Here is a 24,587-nt window from a genome sequence, read left to right as displayed (position 1 = left end):
GTCGAGGGAGCAGCGGTGGTCGCAGAGCTGGTTCCCGCTCAGGGCACCGACGACCTCTGGCGACTGACCATGGAGCACTCGCCGGTGGGGATGGCGCTCGTGTCGCCCTCCGGGCACGTCCTTACCGCCAACATCGCTCTGTGCGACATGCTCGGCCACGACCCCGACGTGCTCGCCACGCTCGCCGTCGAGGACCTCACCCACCCCGACGACCGCGCCGACGAGCGACGCCTCGTCTCCCGCGCGCTGGCCGGCGAGATCGACTCCTACCGCACGACCCGGCGGTTCGTACGCTCCGACGGCGTCGTGGTCATGGGCGACCTGTCGGTAACGCTCCTGCGCGACCCGTGCGGCGCCCCGATCCACTTCATCTCCCAGGTCGCCGACCTCACCGAGCGCCACGCCTTCGTCGAGCGGCTCGACGCGGCCGAGGCCGCCGCGGAGGCCGAGCGCCGCACGGCGGACGAGTTCGTGGCGACGGTGTCGCACGAGCTCCGTACGCCCCTCGCCGCCGCGCTGGCCCACCTCGAGCTGCTCGACGACTCGGTCGGCGTGGGCGCCGAGGGTCACCGGCAGGTCGTCGCGGCGCGCCGCAACCTGCGGCGGCTCTCCCACCTGGTCGCCGACCTGCTCCTCGCCACGCGGATGTCGTCGGGTGCGGTCGTCGACCGGTACCGCGTCGACGTGGCGCGGTTGCTCGCCGAGGCCGTCGACACGGCGGGCCTCGACGCGGAGGTCGCGGGCGTACGCCTCGAGAGCCGGCACCCAGCGTCGCTGGTCGTGGTCGCCGACGGGCTGCGGCTGCGCCAGGTCGTCGACAACCTGCTCGACAACGCGATCGCCTACAGCCGGGCCGGCGGCGTGGTCACCGTCGAGCTCAGTGAGGTCGGGGACGAGGGCGACAGCGGGCTCGAGCTGGTCGTCGCCGACGGGGGCGTCGGCATCGAGGCCGACGACCTCGACGAGGTCTTCGGCCGGTTCTTCCGCGGCGCCAATGCGCGCCGGCTCCACGTGCCCGGCACGGGCCTGGGGCTCACCGTCGTGCGCACCATCGTCGAGGCCCACGGCGGGCAGGTGGCGATCGACAGCGCCCCCGGCCACGGCACCACCGTCCGCGTCTCGATCCCCCGCTGACGTGCGAGGACCCCCCGCGGGGAGCGGGGGGTCCGGGCGGCAACCGGGTGGGGACCGGTGCGTGTCTCGCGAGGGGGAGTCGCGAGGAGGTGCACACTGGCTGTCAGGGGGTATTTGCCAGTGGTACTTGCCCAAGTTTGCCAAACACCGCGACACTCGGCACTAGTTTTGACAAGATTTCTTCAGCAGACGCTCGGGAGCCTGCCCAACCCCACACCAGCACTCACCCTGGAGTCCACCATGAACCGCAAGGCCACCCGCCTCTTCGTCGCCACCGTCGCACTCGTCAGCCTGGCCGGCTTCGCCGCGCCCGCCGAGGCGGGCCCGGTCAAGCAGGTCCGTACGGGCTGGTGCTGCTGACCGCCTGAGCAGTCGCCGACTCAGCTGCGGGCGTACGTGGAGGACGCCACGCGCGCCCGCAGCCCGGTCGACGCCGCCGCGCGGCGGTAGGCGTCCGACGCGGCCTCAGTCAGACCGACGCCCTCGAGGAGGTCGGCCAGGTCGAACCACAGCTGGGCCGCTGACCGGTCGGCACCGATGGCCGAGAGAGTGAGCACGGCTCGCTGGAAGCACGAGCTCGCCTCGGGCACGTCGCCCTCGGCCGCGTAGGTGCTGCCGAGCAGCGCCCAGGCCTCAGCCTCGGCGAGCGGTAGGTGACCGTTGGCGACGCTGTGCACCTGGGCGACGAGGTCGCGGCTTGCGGGGACGTCGCCGGAGAGGTACGCGGCCCGCGCGAGTCCGAGCAGCACCTGCGCCCGGTCGGAGGAGGTGGACGGGCTCCACTCCATCTCGGCAGCGGCCTGCTCGAGGTTGTGCCGCGCGTCGTCGAGGGCGGGCGGGTCGAGCTCGAGCTGGAGCCGGCCGACCTCGCCGCGCAGGAGGGCCAGGTTGCGTGCGTCCTGGCCCTCGCCGAGCAGCGCGAGCGCGCGCTCGGCGAGGGGGACGGCCGCCGCAACGTCGCCGCGCCGGGCCTGCATGGCGCTGGCATTCCAGTAGGCCGAGGCACGTGCCCTGGCCGTGCCGAGCGACTCGGCCCGCGCGATGGCCTTCTGGCACATCCGTACGGCGTGGCCGGTGTCGCCGTGCTCGAAGTGGGCGGCCGCCAGGGTCACGGACAGCTGCACGGCCTCGTCGCAGGCCTCGAGACCGGCCTCCTCGACGTAGGTCATGACGCGCTGGCCGCACTCGATGGCGCGGCCCAGGTCGCCCGTGTCGCGATAGATGCGGCACAGCGCGATGCCGGCCTTGATGCGGGTGACGCCGTCGACGTGCTCGTCGTCGGCCAGTTCCTCGAGCTCGACGATCGCGTCGTCCTCGCGCTGGGTCGCCTCGAGGCACCGCGCGTGCAGCAGCCGGGCCCGGTCGCGCATGCCGTCGATGCGCGAGGTGTCGAGCCGCTCGAGAGCGCTCCGGAGGTGTGTCTCGGCGTCCGCGGGCTGGCCCGACTCCAGCGACAGCTCGGCATAGTCGAGCGCCAGGCGGATCTCGTCGACCACGTGGCGGTCGGGCTCGCCGAGCAGCGAGTCGACGGTGACGCCGAGACGGGTGGCGAGCTCGGTCAGCGCGGGGTAGGACGGGCCGCGGTGGCCGGACTCGATGCGGGAGAGGAAGGCCACCGACATGAGGTCGTCGGCCACCTCGCCCTGGGTGAGTCCGCGGGCCAGGCGCGCGGCGCGCAGGCGGCGTCCCAGCTCCTCACGGTCGGCGTGCTCCAACAGCTCGGCATGGCGTGGGTCCATCCGCACATTGTGCGACACGACTTGCCGGCGTGGTGTCCAATTCCGTCAAAGTGGGGCTGACACCAGCTGGAATCCCGGGGCTTCAGGCCTCGGCGGGTCCCGCCTTGGGGGCGTAGCCGTAGCCGTACCCGTAGCCGTAGCCCGAGCCGTAGTTGCCGCGGCCCTTCTTCGGCACCATGTTGAAGACCGCGCCGAGGGTGTGTGCCCCGACGGCGTCGAGGCGCTCGCGTGCGGCGGCGAGCTGCTCGCGGGTGGTGCGGCCGTGCCGCACGACGACGACGGCGCCGTCGACCTGCGAGGCGATGAGCGCGGCGTCGGTGACCGGCAGCAGCGGCGGCGCGTCGATGATGATCACGTCGTACGCCGCGCGCAGCTCGCGCAGCAGCGTGGCCATCGCCTGCGACTGCAGCAGCTCCGAGGGGTTGGGCGGGATCGCCCCGGACGGCAGCACGTGCAGGCCGGAGCCGTGGGTGAGGATGACGTCGTCGGCGGTGACCTTGCCGACGAGCGCGGTGGTGAGCCCGATCGTGCCGTCGAGGCCGAGCAGCTCCGCGGCCTGCGGGCGGCGCAGGTCGCCGTCGATGAGCAGGGTGCGCTCGCCGGCCTGCTGGAGCGCCAGGGCGGTGTTGACCGCAGTGGTCGACTTGCCCTCGCCGGGCAGGCCGCTGGTGATCACGATCGCCTTGGACGTGGCGTCGATGTCGACGAAGGACAGGTTGGTGCGCAGCACCCGGAAGGCCTCCGAGCGCGGCTCGTGCGAGGTCAGCTGGGTGAGCAGCGGGCGCTTGCCGACCTCGCCGTCGAAGGCGAAGGTGCCGAGGATCGGTGCGTCCAGCGCGGTGGTGACGTCGTCGGCCGACTTGGCGCTCGTGTCGAGCAGCTCGCGCACGACGGCGAGGCCGACGCCGAGCAGCAGGCCGAGGACGAGGGCGAGGCCGAGGTTGCGCACCGGGTTGGGCGAGATGGGCGAGGTGGGCAGGCTCGCCGCGTCGACGATGGTGGCCTTGAGGACGGGCTTGTTGCGCCCGGGCGGCGTCTCGAGCTCGGCGACGAGCGCCATCAGCTCCTCGCCGTAGGTCTGGGTGAGCTGCTGCGCCACGACCGGGTCGGGGTCGGTGACCGAGATGTTGAGCAGCACCGTCTCGGGGGAGGCCTGCGCGGTCACCTTGGCGGCCAGCTCGCTGGGCGTCAGGTCGCTGCCGGTCTCCGCGACGACGCGGGTGGCGAGCTCGGTGCCGGCGGCCAGGTCGGCGTACGACGAGAGCCGCTGGCTGCTGAACAGGTTGCCCTGGTAGGCCTCCGCTGACGACGACGCGCTGGTGGAGATGAAGAGCTGCGTCGTCGACTGGTACTGCGGGGTGGTGCGCCAGGTGACGAGCGCGGCACCCACGAGCACGACCAGGAGGGTGGCGACCACGAGGCGCCAGCGTCGGCGCAGGATGCGCAAGTAGTCGGACAGTTCCACGGTGCGGCGTTCCCCCAGAGTCGGATGAGCCGCCAGTGTCAGCCACGCGTGGCGACAAGGGCAACTTGACCACGGTTTGGCAACCGGTTACCGATCTGTGCACGTTTCGGGTTACGGTTCCCGCGACCGCCCCCGTCAAGACCTCCTTGCCGTGGGTCGGATCGGATCGAAAAAATTGGGGTAACGATCCCACCCGCACCCATTGGAAGGTTCTTCATGCTGAAGAAGACGGCCATCGCCGCCGCCACCATGTTCGCCGCGGCCAGCACTGTGCTGGTCGCTCCCGCCGCCCAGGCCGACCCGTACCCGCGCTCGATCGACACCGCGTGTGTCGCCGTCGCCGCCGACACCAAGGTCGGCCCCGGTGACCGCGTCAAGGTCAAGTTCAAGTGGACCGCCGAGGGCAACATCACGCCCAAGGGCCGCGTCAACTACACCGTGACCCGCAAGCGCACCGGCACCGTCGAGAAGGGCTTCTTCTGGAGCGGTGCCAAGAAGCAGGCGTCGGTGAAGTACTTCACCTTCAAGCGCACCGGCAACTACTACGTCGAGTTCGAGACCGCTGCCAAGCGCACGTCGATCTTCCGCAACTGCGAGGCCACGACCTCCAAGATCAAGGTGCGCAAGCGCTTCTGATCCGGGCTCCACACGCTTCAACGATCTGCTGCCCACCAGGCCGAGCCGGGTGGGCAGCAGTCATGACGGGGTAATGCACTGTGGCGACAACCACACGAGAGCGCGCCGAGCGCGCGACCGGGCGCCGGTGGCGCTGGGTGCTCGCGACCGCACTGGCGGTCGTGGTCGCCGGGGTCCTCTGGGCCGGCTGGACGGTCTGGCAGGTCCAGCGCGACCTGTCGGCTGCCCGCGCCCAGGCCGTCGCGCTGCCCGAGGCGCTGGCCGGTGACGCCGGCGACGGCGCCGCGGTGGTCGACGAGCTCCAGGCGCACGCGGGTGCGGCCGCCGAGCGTACGTCGGGGCCCACGTGGCAGGTGCTCAGCGCGCTGCCGGCCCTCGGCGACGACTTCGACGCCGCGGCCCGGGTCTCCCGCGCGGTCGACATCGTCGCCCGCGACGGCGCCGGCCCGCTGGTCGACAGCGGGCTGAGCGCCGAGACGTTCGCCCCGCGCGGCGGTCGCATCCCGGTCGACCGGGTGGCGCGTGCTGCCGCCCCGCTCGCCGAGGCCCGCGACGGATTTGTCCGCGCGCAGGACGAGCTCGACGGCATCCGGGTCGAGGGACTGGTGCGCGAGCTGCGACCGCAGCTCGAGGCCCTGAGCCGCCAGGTCGACGAGGGCGTCGGCACGCTCGACGGCGCGACCCGGGCGGCCGAGCTGCTCCCGGCGATGCTCGGTCGCGACGGCGCCCGCGACTACCTCCTCGTCTTCCAGAACAATGCCGAGCCCCGCTCGCTCGGCGGCATGCCCGGCCTGATGGCGCCGCTAAGGGCCGACAAGGGCACGATCACGCTCGGCGAGACGGTCGCGGCCAGCGAGTTCGGCGAGCTCGACCGGCCCATCCTGCCGCTGACCGAGGAAGAGCGGGACATCTGGTTCGACCAGCCAGGCACCTGGTTCCAGGACGCTGTCTTCATCCCCGACTTCGAGCGGGCCGGCGAGCTGATGGCCGCCCGGTGGAAGCTCGAGACCGGTCAGGACGTCGACGGGGTGCTGTCGGTCGACCCGGTCGCCCTGTCCTACCTGCTCGAGGCCACGGGGCCGCTCGAGGTCGACGGTCGACGGCTGACCAGCGAGAACTTCGTCGACGAGATCCTCCACCAGCCGTACCTGCGCTATGCCGAGGACTCCGCTGCGGAGGACGCCTTCTTCGGCGAGGTGCTGACCACGGTCTTCGACCGGCTCCTCGCCCCCGGGACGGACCCGTCCGCGCTGGTCACCGCCCTGTCGCGCGGCGCCACGGAGGGGCGCCTGCTGGCGCACTCCGCGGTCGAGGCCGAGCAGGAGCAGCTCGACGGCACCCGAGTCGCCGGCTCCTTCCCCAGTGAGGACGGCGGCGCGGCGCAGGCCGGCGTCTACGTCAACGACGCCACCGGCTCCAAGATGGGCTGGTTCCTCGACTACGACGCGCGGATCAGCAGCGTCTCCTGTGCGGCCGGCGAGATCGGCTTCAGCGGCCAGCTCCGGATCCACTCGAGCGCTCCCGCAGACGCCGCGTCCCTGCCGCCCACCGTCACTGGGTCGGGAGAGTACGGGGTGGCGCGCGGCGACCACCTCAACGTCTTCGACCTCGTCGCGCCCACCGGCGGCGAGATCACCGACGTCGTCGTCAACGGGGTGCGGTCGACCGGCACCAACCGCACCTTCGAGGGCCGCCCGATCGTCTCGGTGCCGATCCTGCTCGAGCCGGGCGACGTGGTCACCCTGACCTGGCGCGCGACCTCGGGTGCCGACCACTCCGGCGGCGTCGAGCTCATCAGCACGCCCGGCGTCCAGCGCGGCGGCGGCAAGCAGTTCGTCCCGGCGCCGTGCGCCAGCGGGGAGGAGTGATGGAACTCACCCCTCGCCTGTCCACCCCCGCGGGTGGTTTTGCACGTCCGTGCCGCGAGATGGTCACGCGTCAGGGCACGCTTGACTTAGGATCAGGGATGACCGTTCTCGGGGAACTGGGTCTTGCTGCCTCTCTGAGGCGATCAACACATGTGGGGACATGTCGATGACTGTGCTGGGGCTCGAGTCTGCTGTGCGCGGGCGCAGGACGGCGATGCTGATGGCGCTCGACGCGCTGGCGCTCGCCGCCGCCTACTTCTTCGGAGTCGTCGTTCGTTACGACACGGTGCCGCCCGAGATCTGGCGAAACGCAGCGCTGGTGGCTACCGCCGCGATCGGCCTGCACTGGCTGTTCGGGATGCTGGGGCGGGTCTACCTCGGCCGGGTCGGCGTCGCCACCAACGAGGAGACCTTGGTCCTCAGCTCGGCAGCGTTCGCCGCGGGAGGCATCGTCTTCGTGGCCAACGCCTGGGTCGACCCGTACTGGGTCGCTCGCAGCCTGCCGGTGACAGCGACCTTCCTGGCCCTGTCCGCCATGATCGCCACCCGCGCGGCTTGGCGCCGCCTCACCCTGCGGTTGGGACTCGTGTCGACGGTTGAGGGGCAGCCGACGATCGTCGTGGGTGCGGGTGCCAGCGGCGCCCGGCTCGTGCACTCGATGCGCTCCCACCCGGACGCGGGCCTGCGCCCGGTGGGCTTCCTCGACGACGACCGGTGGATGCGCAAGCGGCGCCACTTCGGCGTCCCGGTGCTCGGCACGGTCGCCGACCTCGAGCGCGTCGTGCGTGCCACCGGTGCGACAACGGTGGTCGTGGCGATCCCCAGCGCCAGCAAGGAGCTGATCAAGGCTGTCGTCGAATGCTGCACCGAGCTGAACGTCACCGCCAAGGTGCTGCCGTCCTTCGCCGAGACGTTCGCCAGCAAGGCCGACGTCCGCGACGTGCGCGACGTCGACATGCGCGACCTGCTGGGCCGCGCCGCCATCGACACCGACCTGGGAGCAATCGCGGGCTACGTCACCGGCAAGCGGGTGCTGGTCACCGGCGCCGGCGGCTCGATCGGCTCCGAGCTGTGCCGCCAGCTGCACCGCTTCAGCCCCGCCGAGCTGATCATGCTCGACCGCGACGAGTCGGCGCTGCACGGCGTGCAGCTCTCGATCCATGGCCGCGCCCTGCTCGACAGCCCCGACGTGGTGCTCAACGACATCCGCGACGAGGTCGCGCTGCGGCGCGTCTTCGAGGACCGCCGTCCCGAGGTGGTCTTCCACGCCGCGGCGCTCAAGCACCTGCCGATGCTCGAGCAGTATCCCCACGAGGCGATGAAGACCAACGTGCTCGGTACGGCCAACGTCCTCGAGGCTGCGAACGCTGTCGGCGTGACCACCTTCGTCAACATCTCGACCGACAAGGCGGCCGACCCGACCAGCGTCCTGGGTTACTCCAAGCGCGCCGCTGAGCGCCTGACCGCTGACATGTCACGCCGGGCCGAGGGTGCCTACCTCAGCGTGAGGTTCGGCAACGTCCTCGGCTCGCGCGGGTCGGTGCTGCACACCTTCACGGCCCAGATCGAGGCGGGCGGCCCCGTGACCGTGGTGCACCCCGAGGTCACGCGCTACTTCATGACGGTGGAGGAGGCGGTGCAGCTCGTCATCCAGGCCGGTGCCATCGGCGAGGACGGCGAGGTGATGATCCTCGACATGGGCGAGCCGGTGCGGATCGTCGACATGGCCCAGCAGCTCATCGCGATGTCGGGCAAGGACATCGAGATCGTCTACACCGGCCTCCGCGACGGCGAGAAGCTGCACGAGGAGCTCTTCGGCGCCGCCGAGAGCGACGAGCGGTCGAAGCACCCGCTCGTCTCCCACGCGCACGTGCAACCCCTGTCGGTCGACGTCGTACGCTCGTTCGATCTTGGCGCCGCCCACCACCTCGGCCTGCTCCAGGCCTTCGAGGACTGGGTACACCTGCGCGATCCGGGCATGCCTGTTCTCCACGCGGAAGGAGCATCCGCTGTCCCCCGCTCGGAAAGAGATGAGCAGCACTCCGTTGATCTTCGTCGGGGATCCGACGGCCGTGCGTCGCAGGCTGAGCGGAGTGGCCACAGACCTCTTGACCGACACGTTCGTGGTGTTGGGTGAGGAATGCTTAAAGCCTCGATGTTGCTCCCCGCACTAGTCGCTGCTCTGGCGTCCTGGGCTGCGACTGTCGCACTTGTACGCGTCCTTCCTCGTTTGGGCCTTGTGGATCGACCGAACGCCAGGTCATCTCACTCGAGTCCTGTGCCGCGGGGTGGGGGGCTGGCGGTGCTGGTAGGTGTCGTGGCTGGTCTGCTCGCCACTGGTTTTCCGAGAGATCTGGCAAGCTCGATTGCCGTAGCCGTCCTCGTCGGCTTGCTCGGGCTCGCCGACGATAGGTTCGGACTCGAGGTGAGGGCACGTTTGCTTGCGCAGTGTGTCCTGGCTCTCCTTGCAGTAGCACTTGTTCGTCCCCAGATGCCGACGATGGGTCTTCTTGCTCTGCTCGCGCTCGCGCTCAGTTGGGTCGCGTTCGTCAATGCAATGAACTTCATGGACGGCATCAACGGGATCTCGGCGGCCATGACCATTGTCGTGTCGCTATGGTTCGTGCTGGTAGGCGAGGGGTCCTTGGAGACTCTCGCTTGGGCGACGGCGGCGTCCGCATTCGGCTTCTTGTTGCTCAACAGTCGAGGGAAAGTGTTCCTGGGAGACGTCGGCAGCTATGCGCTGGGTTCGCTCATCTGGTCCATGACCGCCCTGGCACTGGCTTCTGGAACTGACGTGGTGACCTCGTTCGCGCCCATGTCGTTGTATGGGCTCGAGACCGCAGCCGCCATGTTGCTGCTGATGAGACGCGGGGGGCGCCCCGGGGAGCCACACCGTCTGCATGCATATCAACGCTGGGTGGACTCAGGGCTGCCACATCTGGGTGTCGCGTTTCTAGCGGCAGGCGTGCTTTCGTCAATGCTTCTGATTGTGAGATGGGTATCTGAGAGCTGGATTGCAGTTATCTTGGCGATCTTGGTCGGCTTGGCCTACGTTGCGTCACCCGCCGTACGGAAGCGACCAGTTGATGGCGATGCCGTCAAGAACAATTCGGGTAAGAGGTAAGAGTCTTCATGTGCGGTATCGCAGGCAGTTGGCGTGCGCCGGAACAGGTCGCGGACGCGCTGCCGGCAGCGCTCGCATGCATCCGCCACCGCGGTCCCGACGACATGGGGAGCATCCGCCTCGGGGATGCCGCGTTGGGAATGACCCGTCTGGCTGTCATTGACCCCGTCGACGGTCGCCAGCCGATGACGGCAGCCGAGGGCAAGGTCGCCATCGTCTTCAACGGTGAGATCTACAACTACAAGGAACTGCGGCAAGGCCTTCAGGGGTCGGGCCACCGGTTCCTCACCAATTCCGATACGGAGGTTGTTCTCGCGGCGTACTTGAGAAAGGGACTCCGCTTCGTCGACGACCTGGTAGGCATGTTCGCCGTGGCCATCGCCGACAGTCGCTCGGACGAGCTTGTGCTGGCTCGCGACAGGTTCGGCAAGAAGCCGCTCTACTACGCAGGCCTTCCCGAGGGTGGGTTGACCTTCGCGTCTGAGCTCAAGGGCCTGGCCCCGATGCTGGCGGCTGCAGGCCTCGACAGGCGGGTTCGGCCGCAGTCCGTCTACGACTACCTCTCCCTGGGAGTAGTGCCGCAGCCAGCCACCATCTGGGAAGGTGTGCTGACTCTCGAGCCGGGCACGGTAATGGTGACGGATCGGGCCGGGCGCTCTCGCACCACCTCCTACTGGAGTCCTGTCATCGAGGGTGTCGCCCAGCAGGGGAGCGCCGAGCCGCTGGGCGACCCAGGTAAGCGGGTCAGGGAGCTCATCGCTGAGGCGACGCGAATCCGGCTGCGGTCGGACGTGCCTCTGGGGATCTTCTTGTCGGGCGGGGTGGACAGTTCAGTGGTCGGCTACGAGGCGGCCCGAGCCCTCGGTGGAGAACTCCAGGCGTTCACGGTCAAGACGAGCGGAGAACTGGATGAGTCGGACGTTGCAGCTCGCACGGCCGCCACGCTCGGCATCCGCCACACGGTTCTTCCCTTGACGCTTGACCCGGTGGCCGGCGTCCAACAAGTCGTCCGGGCTTACGACCAGCCCTTTGCGGATTCGAGCGCAATCCCCTCACTTGCCATCTCGGCGCTGGCGCGCGAGCACGTGACCGTAGTCCTCAATGGCGATGGAGGCGACGAGGTCTTCGGTGGCTATCGGCGCCACCTGGCGGCGCACCTCATGGTTCCGCGCGCGCGGCTCGTCGGTGGGGCGGCCGGCTTGATGCAGTCGCTGGTGCCGCGCTCGGTCGCGCGAAGAGGGCCTTTGGGACTCGCCCTGCGAGTCGCACGTGGTCTCCGACTTCCCGCAGACGAGCGCTATCTGGCCTGGACCACGGACATGCTGCGCGAGGGCGACAAGACCGCCATCTGGCGGGGTAGGCACTGTGAGCCGACGGAGAGACTCGTTGCGGCCACCCGTGTGCCGTGGCTCAGCGCACTGGACCAGCAGCTGCTGAGCGATATCCGCATCAATTTGCTGTCCGACCTACTGGTCAAGATGGACATAGCCAGCATGGCCCACTCGCTGGAGGCGCGGTCGCCGCTCCTCGACCACCGGCTCGCTGATTACGTGTGGTCGCTCCCGCCGAAGGTCCGACTGCCGAAGCGCACCCCCAAGGGTCTGCTGCGTGAGAGCTACCGCGGCCTGCTCAGCTCGGAGGTGCTCGACGGCGCCAAGCGCGGTTTCGAGATCCCCATGTCGGACTGGCTGGCCGGCGGGCTGCGGCCAATGGTCCAGGACCTGGTACTGGCGCCCGATGCTCGCGTGCTCGACTTCATCGATCGGGACGCGGTAGTTGAGCTTGTCGACGGGACGGGGTACGCGGACCGCAATCTGACCTACCTCCGTTACGGGTTGCTGGTGTTGGAGATGTGGCTGAGGGACAGCAATGCCGCCTGATGCCGAGTCCTTCGTTGTGATGTCGCCCTACGGGCCTGCCGCCCCCAGCACGCGGGTCCGTCTGTACGAATGGCTGGATCACTTGAATCTGTCTGCCCGGCGAGGTGAGTACGCCGGGCTGGGGAGGAACGGGCTGGGTTCCATTGCCTCCCACCCTGCGGCGGTGGTGCAGGCCGAGCGCCGGACCCGATCCATGGTGGTGGGCGTGCGAGACTCCGTGCTCCTGTTGTCGCGCGAGGCGAGCCCCTGGAGCTCGGGCGGGCTCGAGTCGCGGCTGTTGCAGAGCGCCCGACGGGGTGTCTATGACCTGGACGACGCGTTGTTCGCGGATCGTCAGGGTTGGCGGCGAATGCTGGGCAAGGAGCCCAAGTGTCGTCGTTCGATGGAGTCGGCCGATCACGTCATCGTCGGTAACGAATACCTCGCCGAGTACGCGGCCCGGTACTCCCACGATGTCACGGTCATCCCGACCTGCGTGGAGCCGGCGGCGTATAAGCACAAGCCGACCTATGACCTGACTGACCGGCCGAGGCTCGTCTGGCTCGGATCGCCGTCGACCGAGCGGTACCTCCTGGACATCGCACCAGCTCTCCGAGAGGTCCACCGGCGCACGGGAGCGAGGCTGACTCTGATCTCAGTGCCGAAGGAGGTCGAGCACCCCGAGCTGGACGGGTTGACCGACAGAGCCGCGTGGAACCCGCAGTCGACGCCCGAGCTGCTGGCCGCGGCGGACGTCGCGCTGGGACCGCTGAGCGACGACGAGTACTCCCGCGGCAAATGCGCGTACAAACTTCTGCAGTACGCCGCGTCAGGGCTGCCCATGGTCGGGTCTCCAGTGGGCGCCAACAAGTTGGCTCTGTCGAGGTTCGACGGGCTAGCCGCAAACACGCTGGATGACTGGATCGACGCCATCACGTCGCTGCTCCACTCCTCACCGGCGGAGCGCCGCCGTCGCGGTGATACGGCCATCTCCGCTGTGCGGGCGCATTATTCATTCGACGTGTGGACGGATGCCTGGAAGGGGGCGGTCGGCGTATGACCCCGACTGCGGTGGTGACCACGACCATTTCGAGGAGCGTCGACAGCTTCTACGGTCAGATGATCGACGACCTCCGGGGCCGTGGCTTCCGAGTGGTAGTCGTGACGTCGCCCGGCCCAGAGATCCCGCGACTGTCCCAGCGTGCCGACGAGGTGCGGCTGATCGAGATGGCCCGTGACGTCTCGTTGCTCAAGGACGTTCGGGCACTCGTCAGGTGGGTGCGTCTGCTTCGACAACTTCGCCCGGAGATCATCATCGGCGGTACGCCCAAGGCCGGTCTGCTGAGCATGATCGCTTCCCGCCTGGTCAGGGTCCCGCGGCGCGGTTACCTGCTGCAGGGTCTGCGTCTCGAGGGTGTGCACGGACCGAAGCGACGGGTGCTAGCCCTGATGGAGAGGCTCAGCAGCTGGTGCAGCCAAGTGGTAATCGCGGTGTCCCCCTCGCTGGCCGAGGAGTACCGACGGAAGTGGCTCCACGCGGGCAGACCTGTCGTGGTGCCGAATCACGGCAGCAGCCATGGCGTCGACACCGACTTCTTCCAGCCGCGGGAGCGGAACATCGCCCTGCTGAACGAGCTCGGCCTCGACCCCGATCACCCCGTCCTGATCTTCATTGGGCGTCTCACGGCCGACAAGGGTCCTTCGACGTTGATCGAGGCGCTGCGGGCGGTGGCGCAGGTTGGGGAACACGTGCAGCTCGTCGTCGTCGGAGCCCAAGACGAGCGTGACTCCGCGATGCACGTCACCAGCCTTCGCGAGGTCTCTGAACGTGTGCGTGTCCTCAATCACCTCGACGACGTGCGTCCCTACCTGGCCGCGAGCGACCTGCTGGTGCTGCCGACCCTCCGCGAGGGCATGCCCAACGTCGTCCTCGAGGCGGCTGCCATGGGCGTCCCGAGCATCACCACCACCGCGACCGGCGCGATTGACTCAGTTGTCCACGACGAGACGGGCCTTCTGGTGCCGCCGCAGGATGCCGGGGCGCTGGGCGCCGCGATCCTCACCCTGATCCAGAACTCCGCCCTCTGTGCCCGTCTCGGCGCAGCCGCTCGTGATCGGGCGGTGCGCGACTTCCAGCCCACAGATGTGGCGCGCGCGATCGTGGACCACGCGCTCGGAGTCCGGCAGCCGGCTGAGCAGCCCCGCCCCTGGCCACCAACGACCTTCGTCGTTACCGGCGCTACCGGGTTCGTCGGGAGGAGCATCGTGCCGATCCTCCGTGCGCGCGGACATCGGGTGATCACCGTGGGCCGTCGAGGATGCGACCTTGATCACGCGGCGCTGGCCGGCGCGGCGATCCCCGTCGGGGCCTGCTTCGTGCACCTGGCCGGTAAGGCCCACGACCTGCGCGACGACACCCTTGTTGCTGAGTACGACGAGGTGAACGTCGATCTGACCGTCGAGGTGTGGAATCTCGCGCGTCGCCACCGTGCCGCTCGCTTCGTTTTCATGAGCTCGATCAAGGCGGTGATCGACCACTCGAACGGGCCAATCACCGAGGAAGTTGAGCCATCGCCGCAGACTCCGTACGGTGCATCCAAGTTGCGTGCTGAGCGTGCTGTTGCGGCGTTGGCGGAGCAACCCGACAGCCCAGAGTTGACCATCCTGCGTCCTTGCCTCATCTACGGACCCGAGGTGAAGGGCAATCTCAGGCTCTTGCAGTCCCTCGTCAGACTGCGCATCCCCTATCCGCTCGGGGCCTTTCAGAACTCGCGGTCCGTTCTGTCCATCCGCAACCTCGCGCACGTGGTGGAGCTCGCGGGGGTCGGGGCGCTGCCCGCTGGCCTCTACAACGTCGCGGACGACGAGCCGTTGTCCACCGTGGACATCGTCAGGTCGATGGGAGCTGCCGCGGGACGACGACCCCTCGTGCTCCGCGTCCCGCGGGGCCTTGTACGGCTCGGTGCGACAGTCGGAACCATGGTTGGCGGCCCACTCACGCTAGAGCGGCTCGAGAAGATGACGGAGTCCCTCGTTGTGGATACTTCGCGGCTGCGACGGGCCTTGGGTGACAACCCCCTCCTGGACTCATACCCGGCCGCCGCAAAGCGGAAGACGGCGCCGCCCATGCGTGGAGTCACAAACCGACTAGCCAGCGGTGGATCCACTGCAACGTCATGGCCAAAGATCTGATGCTCCTACCTGGCCTAAGTCGCGTCCACTGGGCGCAGGCGGCGATTTCACAAGACGGACGTCCATGAAAACCCGACCGTGTGGGCGAACTACCGAGGCGCTGAGGTCGCAATCGGTACTCCGTCATGCGCGGAAACTGGGGGCATGCGGTGGATAGGGTAAAACCACTCTTCGCCCTCCTGACGGCGCACTTCGTCGCCGCAACCTCGTCTGTCATTACCGTCTTCATGACTGCATTCCTCCTGGGCCCGGAGGGCCGAGGACAGATAGCATTCGTTCTGGCGGCGTCGAATATCATTGGCGCATTGGGATTCAGCAGCCTCCACGTGGGTGTCCTTAAAGAGGTCAGCGAAGGAAATGAATTAGCCCCCCGAGTGGGCCTCAGTATGGCAGCCAGGATCTCCTTCGGCATCTTCATTGCGAGCGTCGTGTGGTCCGGATTCCTCTTAGCCACTGACCACGCGGATACCGCGGCGCTGGTGCTTGTCACTGGGATGGGCGCCGCCCTCGTCGTACTCAACTTGTTCATTCTGAGGGCGTGCCAAGCACTAGGAGACGATGAGGGGTTCAAGCGTGGTTGGCTGATCCAGGGACTGATGATGGTCTTTCCGGGCATTCCGATACTGCTCGTGTTTCCGACTGTGACGCCATTCCTGGTGGTATGGCTCAGCAGTTTGTTTGCCTCGGCGCTCTACGTTTTCCGGCGGCGCACGTGGTTCGCCCCGGAATATCATGGCGCCCAAAGGCGGCGGCTTCTGTCCCACTCACTTCGTGCGCATGCCGGAACGGTCGGAACGCAGGTACTCAACAGGCTGCCAGTCGTGGCCCTCGGCGTCACTGCTCCTCCAGCGACGGTCGGTGTGTACTCGGTGGCGGCGCCGATCAGCGAACTAACGTGGCTGATATCTGAGGCGTTCAGTCTCTTAGCCTTCCGGAAGGCGGTCGCTGACCGGCAACAAAAACGGGACAGGGATCGAACTCTTCATGCTCTCCACGTATGGATGACCACAGTGAGCGCCGCAGTTATCGCAGTGGGTGTAGTAACTCTGTTCCCATATATCCTGCCAACCTTCCCCGAAGTGCCTTTGCTGGTCTTAATTCTGCTGCCGGGTGTCCTAGTGCAAGGGCACGCAAGAGTTGCGATGTCCCGTGTCACCGGACGCGGCGGTGTGAATGCTAGTTCCAGAATCGGCATAATCTCTGGGGTCCTTTCCCTTACCTTCTTCCCCGTCGCTGCGGCGTGGGGTGCAATTGGAGTGGCGACGGCGGCGTCCGTGCTGTTCGGCTTGCAGGGTATAGGGGTTCTTCTCGTTGACCGGCAGTTGGCCCGACGGGAGTGGGGTTCATGAAGGGGAACTCTTATCTTTTGGATGGTCGCGAGGACAGGAGTCAATGAGTTCCGCCTCCGTGCCGGTGATGTGCTTGCTCCTTGTCGCGCTGATTTCTGCAGCAGTAGCAACAAAGCGAGAGGGGTTTGGCGCACTCGCTGCCAGTTCTTGGCTCTGGGTCGGGGCGACGGCGATCCTGCTGGTCGATCCGCTCGGTCTGGCCGAAGTCAGTTGGAGTGCCGCGACCGTGGCCATAGTGGGGGTCGTGGCGATGTTTGCCGCGACATTCATGCCGAGGGGGCAAACTCTGCCCACGGGGTTGCTTCACAATGCATGGCCTAAGGTTCCGTTGGCGGGACTGCTGATTCTGGTGTCCGTGCTCGTCGCAGCAGATCTCATCGGAATCCTGGCATTCCGGAGCCAGATCGCCGCGGCGACTGGCTCGAGCTTTGGACAACTCACTATGGAGGAAGTCAGAAGGGCGCAAACTTCCGATGCTCGAGGGGGAGGTATCGCCGCACTACTGATCGCCGCTAACCCCATCCTCGCTTGTGTCGGCATCTATGCGGCGAAGACTGGATATCGATGGGCCTGGCTACTTCCTGTCTTCGCTGTGATGATTGCCCTTCAGAGCCCAGGCAGGCTCCTCAGTGTCGGCTTGGTCGTGCAAGCAATCGCCTTTCTCGCGTATTCTTCGGTGGGATCGTTCATCGCGAGGACCAGTCGCAAACGGCTAATCTTTCTATCTTTGTTGACTCTGACGGCCGGCACATTGATTTTCAACTACGTCGGTGGGCAGCTAGGAAAGAACTCGACAGCCTCGATGTACTTCCCTGACTATTCCTGGCCCCAATGGACGTTGAGTCCAGTGCTCTACTTCACTGGGGGGTTACCTGCCCTCAGCGTGTCTATGGACAACGGGATCAGCCCTCAAGAACAGGGGGGCTCCATCTTCGCCATCGTGCGCTTCGCGCAAGCTTTGGGATTCGTCGCGACGTCACCAAATACCGTGGGGGATTTCGTGCCTATCCCGATCCCATTCAACGTCTTCACCGGGTTCGGCCAGATCTGGTTCGACTTCGGCATCGTCGGGGTTGCCGCTCTCTCCCTGCTCCTGGGGCATGTCGCCGTGACATCTCATCGCCGTGCTATGCGCGGAGCTCCCGAGTGGGCGTGGGTCTCATCATCGAGCATGGTCTTGGTTCTGACGTTGCCATTAACGTATCGGTTGTTCTTCCTAGATGTCGCCGTTCAATTGATTGTCGGATTCGCTGTGTTTCTTTCGCTTGCGCGTATGGGGGAACGACGTGAGGCGACTATGCGTGCGCCTTCTAGGCGCGGCGCGCAGCCAATCCGTCGGCCTTCCCGCCGTTCTTGAACGTCTGCCATTGCGCGCGCGGCAGGTACTCGCCCGCGATCGGCGAATTCAATGGTTCAACGCGCCGTGCTATCACTCATCGCAGCAGCTGGAATGCGACTTATGCCCGCTGAGCGGGACTGGGGTTGCTCCTCCCGGAACTACCCGGCGCCCCGCCGGCAGCGCTGCGAGCATCTCTGCAGGGCCACGTGGACGTCCAGCAGAGTGATCGGCTCGATTGCGCGTGGGATCGCCAGCCGGCAACGGACTCCGCCGTCCACGAGGTCGAATCCGACGCGGGCGTACACCGCGGCCGGGACGTCTTGAGCACACCGTCGGCCACGACTGCCGGGACGGCGGAGATGCCAGAGCGCCGCGGAACAAGCCGGTCCGTGCGGGCGGCGCCTTCTTGGCACTCGGGGACGCCGGAGTGCGCCGAGGGTCGTGTACCTCGCTGGTCATTGGCCCGCAGCCAGTTGGCTTCCTCGAGCAGCGGTCCCAGCTCGTTCGCATCATGCGCAGACCCGATGTGGTGAACGGTGCGGCCGAACGCAAGCGACTCAGCGATCTGCGCCGCGGTCGCGCTCGAGCGCCGCGAACCCATGTTGCGTGGGCGGTGGCGGAGAACCTGATCCTGACCCAGTCAGCTTCTTTCGGCACGGTCGGAAGCGGGCGCTCGACCCAAGTGGGACTTGCGGTGACTGGATCGATCACGGCCAGTCGGCTTATCGCGCTACTTCAGGACCTTGACGCCTGGTCGAAAGACTTCCTTGGTCTGCAGACGCAGTGCCTCATTTCGAGCCGATTGCCCCTCCGGGCGCCTGGCCAGCGTGCGTGCCGCCCATTCAGTTACAGCAATGCTCAGTGCAGCTAGCGCCGCTCGCCATCTCGAGTAATGCTTTGCTAGGAAGCGCACTCGGCTTACCTTGCCGACCACGTATGACATATGTGGCACGCTGCGCGAACTTTGTCCAGCAAAGTGGGTACCCCATGGGACGTGCAACAAGCCCGAGCCTCCGAACGCCTCAAGGTTGACTGCGAGATCGACGTCGTCGTAGTACAGCTCGAACCGCTCGTCAAATCCGCCGATTCTCTGGAATGTTGCAGTCCGCATTACCAAGAGCGCGCCGGCGAGTTGTCCGACTCGCGTCCAGCCGTCGACTCCAAGAGCGAACCTCGGAGAGTAGACACGCGTAGGACCCATGGCAACCGCAAGAAGTTCTCTTCGAACGGAAAATGAGAGGCGACAATTGATGCCGTGCGCTCGTCCGCCTTGGGTTTGGAGTATCCCTGCCCCAACCGAAAACGATGTAGTGTCAAGCGCGCGTGCGAGTTCCGATAGGGGTCTGTCAAGCACTACGTCGGGGTTTACGAAAGCAATCCACGGCGTGTCACACATAGCCGCGCCCAGATTGCAGCCGCGAGAAAACCCAAGGTTTGGGACCGCGCGATAGCGGACTCGGCAGTCGTTTTGAGCGATGGCTGAAACGATCGATTCCGTAGCGCGGTCGCTCGAGTTGTCAATGACCACGACCGCGGTAGTCAGCGGGTCTGCAAGGCAGCTGGTCACGCAGGACTCAATCGTGCCTGCGGACATGTAGGCAACGACTACGGCACCGATCCCATGCTCGGAGAACTCTTCAAGTTGAGATGGCGACGTCACAGGCGCGTCAGCCTGTAGTCGATCTCATAACAAGGCATGATCCAAGTCAGATGCTCTTCGTAGAATTCCTGCGTCCATCGGGAGGTGTTCACCCAACTCCCGAGTGTCTTCTTTAAGGCATGCCGAAGGAGAAACGGGCGATTTGACTTAAATATGTGATTTGCAGATTCCACATGGAAAGGCAGTGGAGTGCTGTAATGCGGCACGCCTCTGCTGAATGGATGCGATTCCACCCAATAGGCGAAGGTGTATAGGCCGAAGTGTGTAGAGTGAGTTGGGTCACTATAGAACCAAGGATTCGAGAAGTGAGGGATCACGGCTCGGAACTGACCACCGGCCTTGAGGACTCGGCTCGACTCGGCCACGAGTGCGTAGGCATTGGGGACATGCTCAAGAAAGTGTTCGGAGTAAATGGAGTCCACGCTGCCGTCCGGAAGGCTCTGCAGAAACGTTTGGGCATCTGAGACCAGATCTACTCCCGGAAGGTCTAGGACGTCCACGCCGAGTGCCTGGGGGTCACGTTTAGCCGGTCCGCACCCCAACTCGATACTGACTTTGGGCCGCTGGAGAAAAACCTCAAGTGTCCTTTGGGAGAACTCCGCAGTCACAGCTTGGCAACCCTTCCGTCGTTCTGGGAAACGCCACGAGTGTCCAGCATGCACTTCGCGCGCGACGCGAGAGCGGGCAAGTTGTATGTGCTGTGCAGTTGAAGCAGGATGGTGAGATCCGCCACCGAAGCCGCCTGATCAGGGTCTTCGACACTCGTGAGTGAGACGCCAGCCCGATGAGGCTGCCACTGTGGGACGTGCGGATCGTGGTAGGAGACGTCTGCGCCCCAGCCGATGAGGCGCTTGGCAAGCGGATCGGCGGGACTTTCGCGCATGTCGGAGATGTTCGCTTTGTATGTTACGCCCAGCAACAGGATCTTTGCACCCTTGACTGACCGCTCGCGCTCGTTGAGCAGCTCCCTCACCCGGTCTGCGACGTATAAGGGGGCTGCGGTGTTGATTTCCTCCGCGAGCTCGACCATGCGGAACGAGTATCCCAGTCGTGCTTTGACCCGATGGCTGAGGTATGACGGGTCGACCGGGATGCAATGGCCTCCTACGCCAGGGCCGGGACGGAACGCCATGAAACCAAACGGCTTCGTCTCAGCACAATCGATGGCGTTCCACAGGTCGATGTCCAGCTCGTGGGAGAACCGGAGCATCTCGTTGACCAGGGCGATGTTGACGTGACGGAAGGTGTTCTCGATGAGCTTGGACATCTCCGCCTCTTTCGCGCCCTTGGCAGGGACGACCGTGTCGACGAAGTGGGTGTAAAATTGCACTGCCTGGATTGTGCAGGCCTCGGTCATCCCTCCGACGACTTTGGGGGTGTTGCGGACGCCGTACTTCTCGTTGCCGGGGTCGATGCGCTCGGGGGAGAAGGCGATGAAGATGTCCTCGCCGACCGTGAGCCCGCCCTTGCTGACCAAGGGCGCAAACACTTCCTCGGTGGTCCCGGGATAGGTGGTCGATTCCAGGATGGCCAGTGTCTTGGGCGTGATGTAGTCACCGATGGTCCCGGCGGCCATGCGAACTGCCTCCAGGTCGGGGCCGCCCTCTTCGGCTAGCGGGGTGGGAACGCAGACGAGGACCACGTCGGCCAGCCCGATCACGGCCGGGTCGCCCGAAGCCTCGAAGCCATTCTTCAGGCCTCGCCGCAGCTCGTCGTCCGACACGTCATCGATGTGCGACAAGCCTGAGTTGAGCGCTTCGACGGTCTTGGCGTTGGTGTCGAGGCCATAGACCTTGAATCCGCCCTCGGCAGCTCGTAGGGCCATAGGCAGCCCGACGTAGCCCTGTCCGATGACGACGAGGGTGCCGGTCACTGAATCTCCTTGAACCAGTTGAGTGTTTCTTGGAGGCCCTGCTCCAACGTCACAGGCATGACGCCGGGAAACAGCGACCGAAGCGACTGGTTGTCCGCCTGCGAGTGCGGGACGTCTCCGGGACGCGGGTCCCTGTGTCGTACGTCGGCGGCCAGCCCGGAGGTGCGCTCGATTTCGGTCACGAGCTGCAAGAGGTTCGTGTTGGTGCCGAAGGCGAGGTTCACCGGCTCCGGGTGCGAGATGCGGCGCTCGCAAGCATCGAGCAACACTCGGCACACGGTGCCGACGTAGGTGAAATCGCGCGAGTTGAAGCCGTCGCCGTTGATCCACAGCGGCTCGCCCTTGAGAAGCGAATCGATGAACGTAGGGATGACGGCGGCATATGCGTGCCCAGCCCGCTGCCGCGGGCCAAAGACGTTGAAGAAACGGAAGGACAGCGTCTCCATGCCATAGGACTGTTGGTAGGCGAGTGGATACTGCTCCGTCGCCATCTTGGTCACGGCGTACGGGCTCATGGCGCGCACCCATTCTCGCTCGTGCTTGGGGAGTGCGGGATTGAGTCCGTAGACGCTGGATGATGAGGCCGCGAGTAGGTGATTGACGCCTGCGGCGCGCGCGGCCTCCAGCACCGTGAGAGTGCCGGTGGCATTGGCTGCGTGCGTGGCGACGGGGTTTTTGATGCTCCGAGGGACGCTGCCGAGAGCCGCCAAGTGGATAACCGAGTCCACTCCACGCATGGCTTTGGCGAGAGTCTCGAGCTCGAGGATGGAGCTCTGGAGAAAATCGACGTCCATGTCGACGAGGTTCTCGGCGTAGCCGGTCGAAAGGTCGTCGACGATGGTCACTTGGTGGCCTGAGGCCAGTGCCATCTCGGCGACATTGGAGCCGATGAAGCCGGCTCCTCCCGTGATGAGCAGGTGCATTTTCGCTTTCCCCCGTGAGTACGTCACGCGCGCATACGGCCATGCGGCTGCGGCCCGCAGATCTTACGCGACCGCGGCCGCCCACCCGCTGGTGGGCCAAGCTGCGTCACTCGTCCTAGCTGCCGCTGTTGATCATGCCCGCGCCGACGGTGACGCCGGTCGCCTCGTCGATCAGGATGAACGAGCCCGTGGTGCGGTTCTTCGAGTACGGGTCGCACAGCAGCGGCACCGTGGTGCGCAGCTGGACGCGGCCGATCTCGTTGAGCCCGAGCTCGCCGGCCTCTTGGTCGCGGTGCAGCGAGTTGACGTCAAGGCGGTACTGGATGTCCTTGACCATCGCGCGCCCGGTGCGGGTGGTGTGCTTGATGGCCAGCTTCTGCCGCGGCTTGAGCGGCTCGTTGGTCATCCAGCAGATCATCGCGTCGATGTCCTGGCTGGGCTTGGGCGCGTTCTTGGGACGGGCGATCATGTCGCCGCGCGAGACGTCGACGTCGTCCTCGAGGTGGATCGTCACCGACATCGGCGGGAACGCCTCGGCGATCTCGGTGTCGAACAGCTCGACCTTGGAGATGGTCGAGGTCATGCCGCTGGGCAGCACGACGACCTCGTCGCCCTTCTTCAGCACGCCACCGGCGACCTGGCCGGCGTACCCGCGGAAGTCGTGGTACTGGTCGGACTTGGGGCGGATGACGTACTGCACGGGGAAGCGGGTGTCCACGAGGTCGCGGTCGGAGGCGACGTGGACGTGCTCGAGGTGGTGCATGAGCGTCGGCCCGGAGTACCACGGGGTGTTCTCGGAGCGGTTGACGACGTTGTCGCCCTGCAGCGCCGAGATCGGGATGACCTCGAGGTCGGGGATGTTGAGCTTCGTCGCGAACTGGGTGAACTCGCGGTGAATCTTCTCGTAGACCTCCTCCGACCAGTCGACGAGGTCCATCTTGTTGATCGCCAGCACCAGGTGCGGCACGCGCAGCAGCGAGAGCAGCACCGCGTGGCGGCGCGACTGCTCGGTGAGGCCCTGGCGGGCGTCGACGAGGACGAGGCCCAGGTCGGCGGTCGAGGCGCCGGTCACCATGTTGCGGGTGTACTGGATGTGGCCAGGGGTGTCGGCGATGATGAACTTGCGGTTGGGCGTCGCGAAGTAGCGGTAGGCCACGTCGATGGTGATGCCCTGCTCGCGCTCGGAGCGCAGGCCGTCGGTCAGCAGCGCGAGGTCGGTGTAGTCGTAGCCCTTGGACTGGCTGGTCGACTCCACCGCCTCGAGCTGGTCCTCGAAGATCGACTTGGAGTCGAGGAGCAGCCGCCCGATGAGGGTGGACTTGCCGTCGTCGACGGAGCCGGCGGTGGCGAAGCGCAGCAGGTCGGCGTTCTCCGTGACCGCAGCGGCCTCCTCGCCGGCGCTGGACTGGGTCTGGGGGGTGCTGGCCATCAGAAGTAGCCTTCCTTCTTGCGGTCTTCCATGGCGGCCTCGGAGAACCGGTCGTCTCCTCGGGTGGCGCCGCGCTCGGTGACCCGGGCCACGGCGATCTCCTCGATGATCGAGGCGGTGTCGGTGGCCTCGGACTCCACGCAGCCGGTCTGGGTGCGGTCGCCGACGGTGCGGAAGCGCACCATCCGGGTCTCGACCTTCTCGCCGCCCTTGGGCTGGATCTCCGGGCCGACCGACAGCAGCATGCCGTCGCGCTCGATGACCTCGCGCTCGTGGGCGAAGTAGATCGAGGGGATCTCGATCTGCTCGCGGTGGATGTAGCTCCAGATGTCGAGCTCGGTCCAGTTGGACAGCGGGAAGATCCGCATGTGCTCGCCGGCGTGGATGCGCCCGTTGTAGAGGCTCCACAGCTCGGGGCGCTGGTTCTTGGGGTCCCACTGGCCGAAGTCGTCGCGGTGGGAGTAGACGCGCTCCTTGGCGCGGGCCTTCTCCTCGTCGCGGCGGCCACCACCGAAGGCGGCGGTGAAGCCGTTCTCCTCGATGGCACCGAGCAGCGTGCCGATCTGCATCCGGTTGCGGCTGGTCTTGCCGTCGTCGACGACGTGGCCGGCCTTGATCGCCTCGTCGATCGTGGCGATGACCATCCGCGCGCCGAGGCGCTCGACCCACGAGTCGCGGGTGGACAGCACCTCGTCGAAGTCGAGGCCGGTGTCGACCTGCAGCAGCGGGAACGGCAGCTTGGCAGGGAAGAACGCCTTCTCCGCCAGGCGGAGCATGACGATCGAGTCCTTGCCACCGGAGAACATCAGGACCGGCTTCTCGAACTCGGCGGCGACCTCACGGAAGATGTGGATCGACTCGGCCTCGAGCTGGTCCAGCTGACTCAGCTGGTAGTCGACGTGGGTGTTGGTCATGGCGTGGCGAAGACCTCTCTAGGGACAGCAGCGTTCATCGTAGCGACGAGGCACCCTTCGGTGAATTCGCACTGCGGGGC

General features: G+C 66.5%; 18 protein-coding genes. 10 read left to right on the top strand and 8 right to left on the bottom strand.

What is annotated here, in order from left to right; all coding sequences use genetic code 11:
• Positions 1-15: 15 nt before the first annotated feature.
• Entirely contained in the window at positions 16-1,134 is a 1,119-nt protein-coding gene (locus IE200_RS00530; RefSeq protein WP_191277415.1) for a sensor histidine kinase, read from the top strand.
• Positions 1,135-1,514: 380 nt separating this feature from the next.
• Here IE200_RS00530 and IE200_RS00525 read toward each other — a convergent pair whose 3' ends face one another.
• Both IE200_RS00525 and IE200_RS00520 read right to left on the bottom strand, forming a co-directional pair.
• Entirely contained in the window at positions 1,515-2,873 is a 1,359-nt protein-coding gene (locus IE200_RS00525; protein WP_191277414.1) for a helix-turn-helix domain-containing protein, read from the bottom strand.
• An 82-nt stretch (positions 2,874-2,955) separates the two neighbouring features.
• Positions 2,956-4,338, bottom strand: coding sequence for a polysaccharide biosynthesis tyrosine autokinase (locus tag IE200_RS00520; RefSeq protein WP_191277413.1), 1,383 nt, complete (start codon positions 4,336-4,338; stop codon positions 2,956-2,958).
• A 216-nt stretch (positions 4,339-4,554) separates the two neighbouring features.
• Here IE200_RS00520 and IE200_RS00515 point away from each other — a divergent pair, with 216 nt between their 5' ends.
• The 9 genes from IE200_RS00515 to IE200_RS00470 all read left to right on the top strand — a co-directional run bounded on the left by IE200_RS00515 (position 4,555) and on the right by IE200_RS00470 (position 17,726).
• Entirely contained in the window at positions 4,555-4,974 is a 420-nt protein-coding gene (locus IE200_RS00515) for a hypothetical protein (protein ID WP_191277412.1), read from the top strand.
• An 80-nt stretch (positions 4,975-5,054) separates the two neighbouring features.
• On the top strand, positions 5,055-6,842 hold the full coding sequence (locus IE200_RS00510) for a DUF4012 domain-containing protein (RefSeq protein ID WP_191277411.1): 1,788 nt from the start codon (positions 5,055-5,057) through the stop codon (positions 6,840-6,842).
• A gap of 166 nt (positions 6,843-7,008) precedes the next feature.
• Entirely contained in the window at positions 7,009-8,979 is a 1,971-nt protein-coding gene (locus tag IE200_RS00505; RefSeq protein ID WP_191277410.1) for a polysaccharide biosynthesis protein, read from the top strand.
• Positions 8,980-9,159: 180 nt separating this feature from the next.
• On the top strand, positions 9,160-9,969 hold the full coding sequence (locus IE200_RS00500; RefSeq protein WP_191277409.1) for an MraY family glycosyltransferase: 810 nt from the start codon (positions 9,160-9,162) through the stop codon (positions 9,967-9,969).
• Positions 9,970-9,977: 8 nt separating this feature from the next.
• A complete protein-coding gene (gene asnB / locus IE200_RS00495) occupies positions 9,978-11,849 on the top strand; it encodes an asparagine synthase (glutamine-hydrolyzing) (RefSeq protein WP_191277408.1) in 1,872 nt (623 codons plus the stop codon).
• A gap of 163 nt (positions 11,850-12,012) precedes the next feature.
• Positions 12,013-12,888 (top strand): glycosyltransferase, encoded by an 876-nt coding sequence (locus IE200_RS00490; protein ID WP_191277407.1) that lies wholly within the window; start codon positions 12,013-12,015, stop codon positions 12,886-12,888.
• A 14-nt stretch (positions 12,889-12,902) separates the two neighbouring features.
• A complete protein-coding gene (locus tag IE200_RS00485) occupies positions 12,903-15,020 on the top strand; it encodes a glycosyltransferase (RefSeq protein ID WP_191277406.1) in 2,118 nt (705 codons plus the stop codon).
• A 227-nt stretch (positions 15,021-15,247) separates the two neighbouring features.
• Positions 15,248-16,369, top strand: coding sequence for an MATE family efflux transporter (locus tag IE200_RS00475; protein WP_191278178.1), 1,122 nt, complete (start codon positions 15,248-15,250; stop codon positions 16,367-16,369).
• 43 nt (positions 16,370-16,412) lie between these two features.
• The gene (locus IE200_RS00470; protein ID WP_191277404.1) at positions 16,413-17,726 is read left to right on the top strand and encodes an O-antigen polymerase; all 1,314 of its coding nucleotides are present in this window, start codon (positions 16,413-16,415) and stop codon (positions 17,724-17,726) included.
• A gap of 712 nt (positions 17,727-18,438) precedes the next feature.
• Here IE200_RS00470 and IE200_RS21150 read toward each other — a convergent pair.
• The 6 genes from IE200_RS21150 to cysD form a co-directional block, all read right to left on the bottom strand.
• Positions 18,439-19,368, bottom strand: coding sequence for a glycosyltransferase family 2 protein (locus IE200_RS21150; RefSeq protein WP_407940939.1), 930 nt, complete (start codon positions 19,366-19,368; stop codon positions 18,439-18,441).
• Complete coding sequence (locus IE200_RS21145; RefSeq protein WP_407940955.1) at positions 19,365-19,868, bottom strand: methyltransferase domain-containing protein; 504 nt, start codon at positions 19,866-19,868, stop codon at positions 19,365-19,367. Before IE200_RS21145 ends, IE200_RS21150 begins: the two co-directional genes overlap by 4 nt.
• 104 nt (positions 19,869-19,972) lie before the next feature.
• Positions 19,973-21,241 (bottom strand): nucleotide sugar dehydrogenase, encoded by a 1,269-nt coding sequence (locus IE200_RS00455; protein ID WP_191277401.1) that lies wholly within the window; start codon positions 21,239-21,241, stop codon positions 19,973-19,975.
• Positions 21,238-22,164 carry an NAD-dependent epimerase/dehydratase family protein gene (locus IE200_RS00450; RefSeq protein ID WP_191277400.1) on the bottom strand — a complete coding sequence of 309 codons (927 nt, stop codon included), beginning with the start codon at positions 22,162-22,164 and terminating at the stop codon, positions 21,238-21,240. Before IE200_RS00450 ends, IE200_RS00455 begins: the two co-directional genes overlap by 4 nt.
• A gap of 115 nt (positions 22,165-22,279) precedes the next feature.
• Complete coding sequence (gene cysN / locus IE200_RS00445) at positions 22,280-23,593, bottom strand: sulfate adenylyltransferase subunit CysN (RefSeq protein WP_191277399.1); 1,314 nt, start codon at positions 23,591-23,593, stop codon at positions 22,280-22,282.
• Positions 23,593-24,507 (bottom strand): sulfate adenylyltransferase subunit CysD, encoded by a 915-nt coding sequence (gene cysD, locus IE200_RS00440; protein WP_191277398.1) that lies wholly within the window; start codon positions 24,505-24,507, stop codon positions 23,593-23,595. Before cysD ends, cysN begins: the two co-directional genes overlap by 1 nt.
• Positions 24,508-24,587: the final 80 nt, after the last annotated feature.

The organism is Nocardioides flavus (ex Wang et al. 2016), from assembly GCF_014653115.1.
In the GTDB taxonomy this organism is placed as follows: Bacteria; Actinomycetota; Actinomycetes; order Propionibacteriales; family Nocardioidaceae; genus Nocardioides; species Nocardioides flavus.
This window is presented reverse-complemented; position numbering and strand designations above follow the sequence as displayed.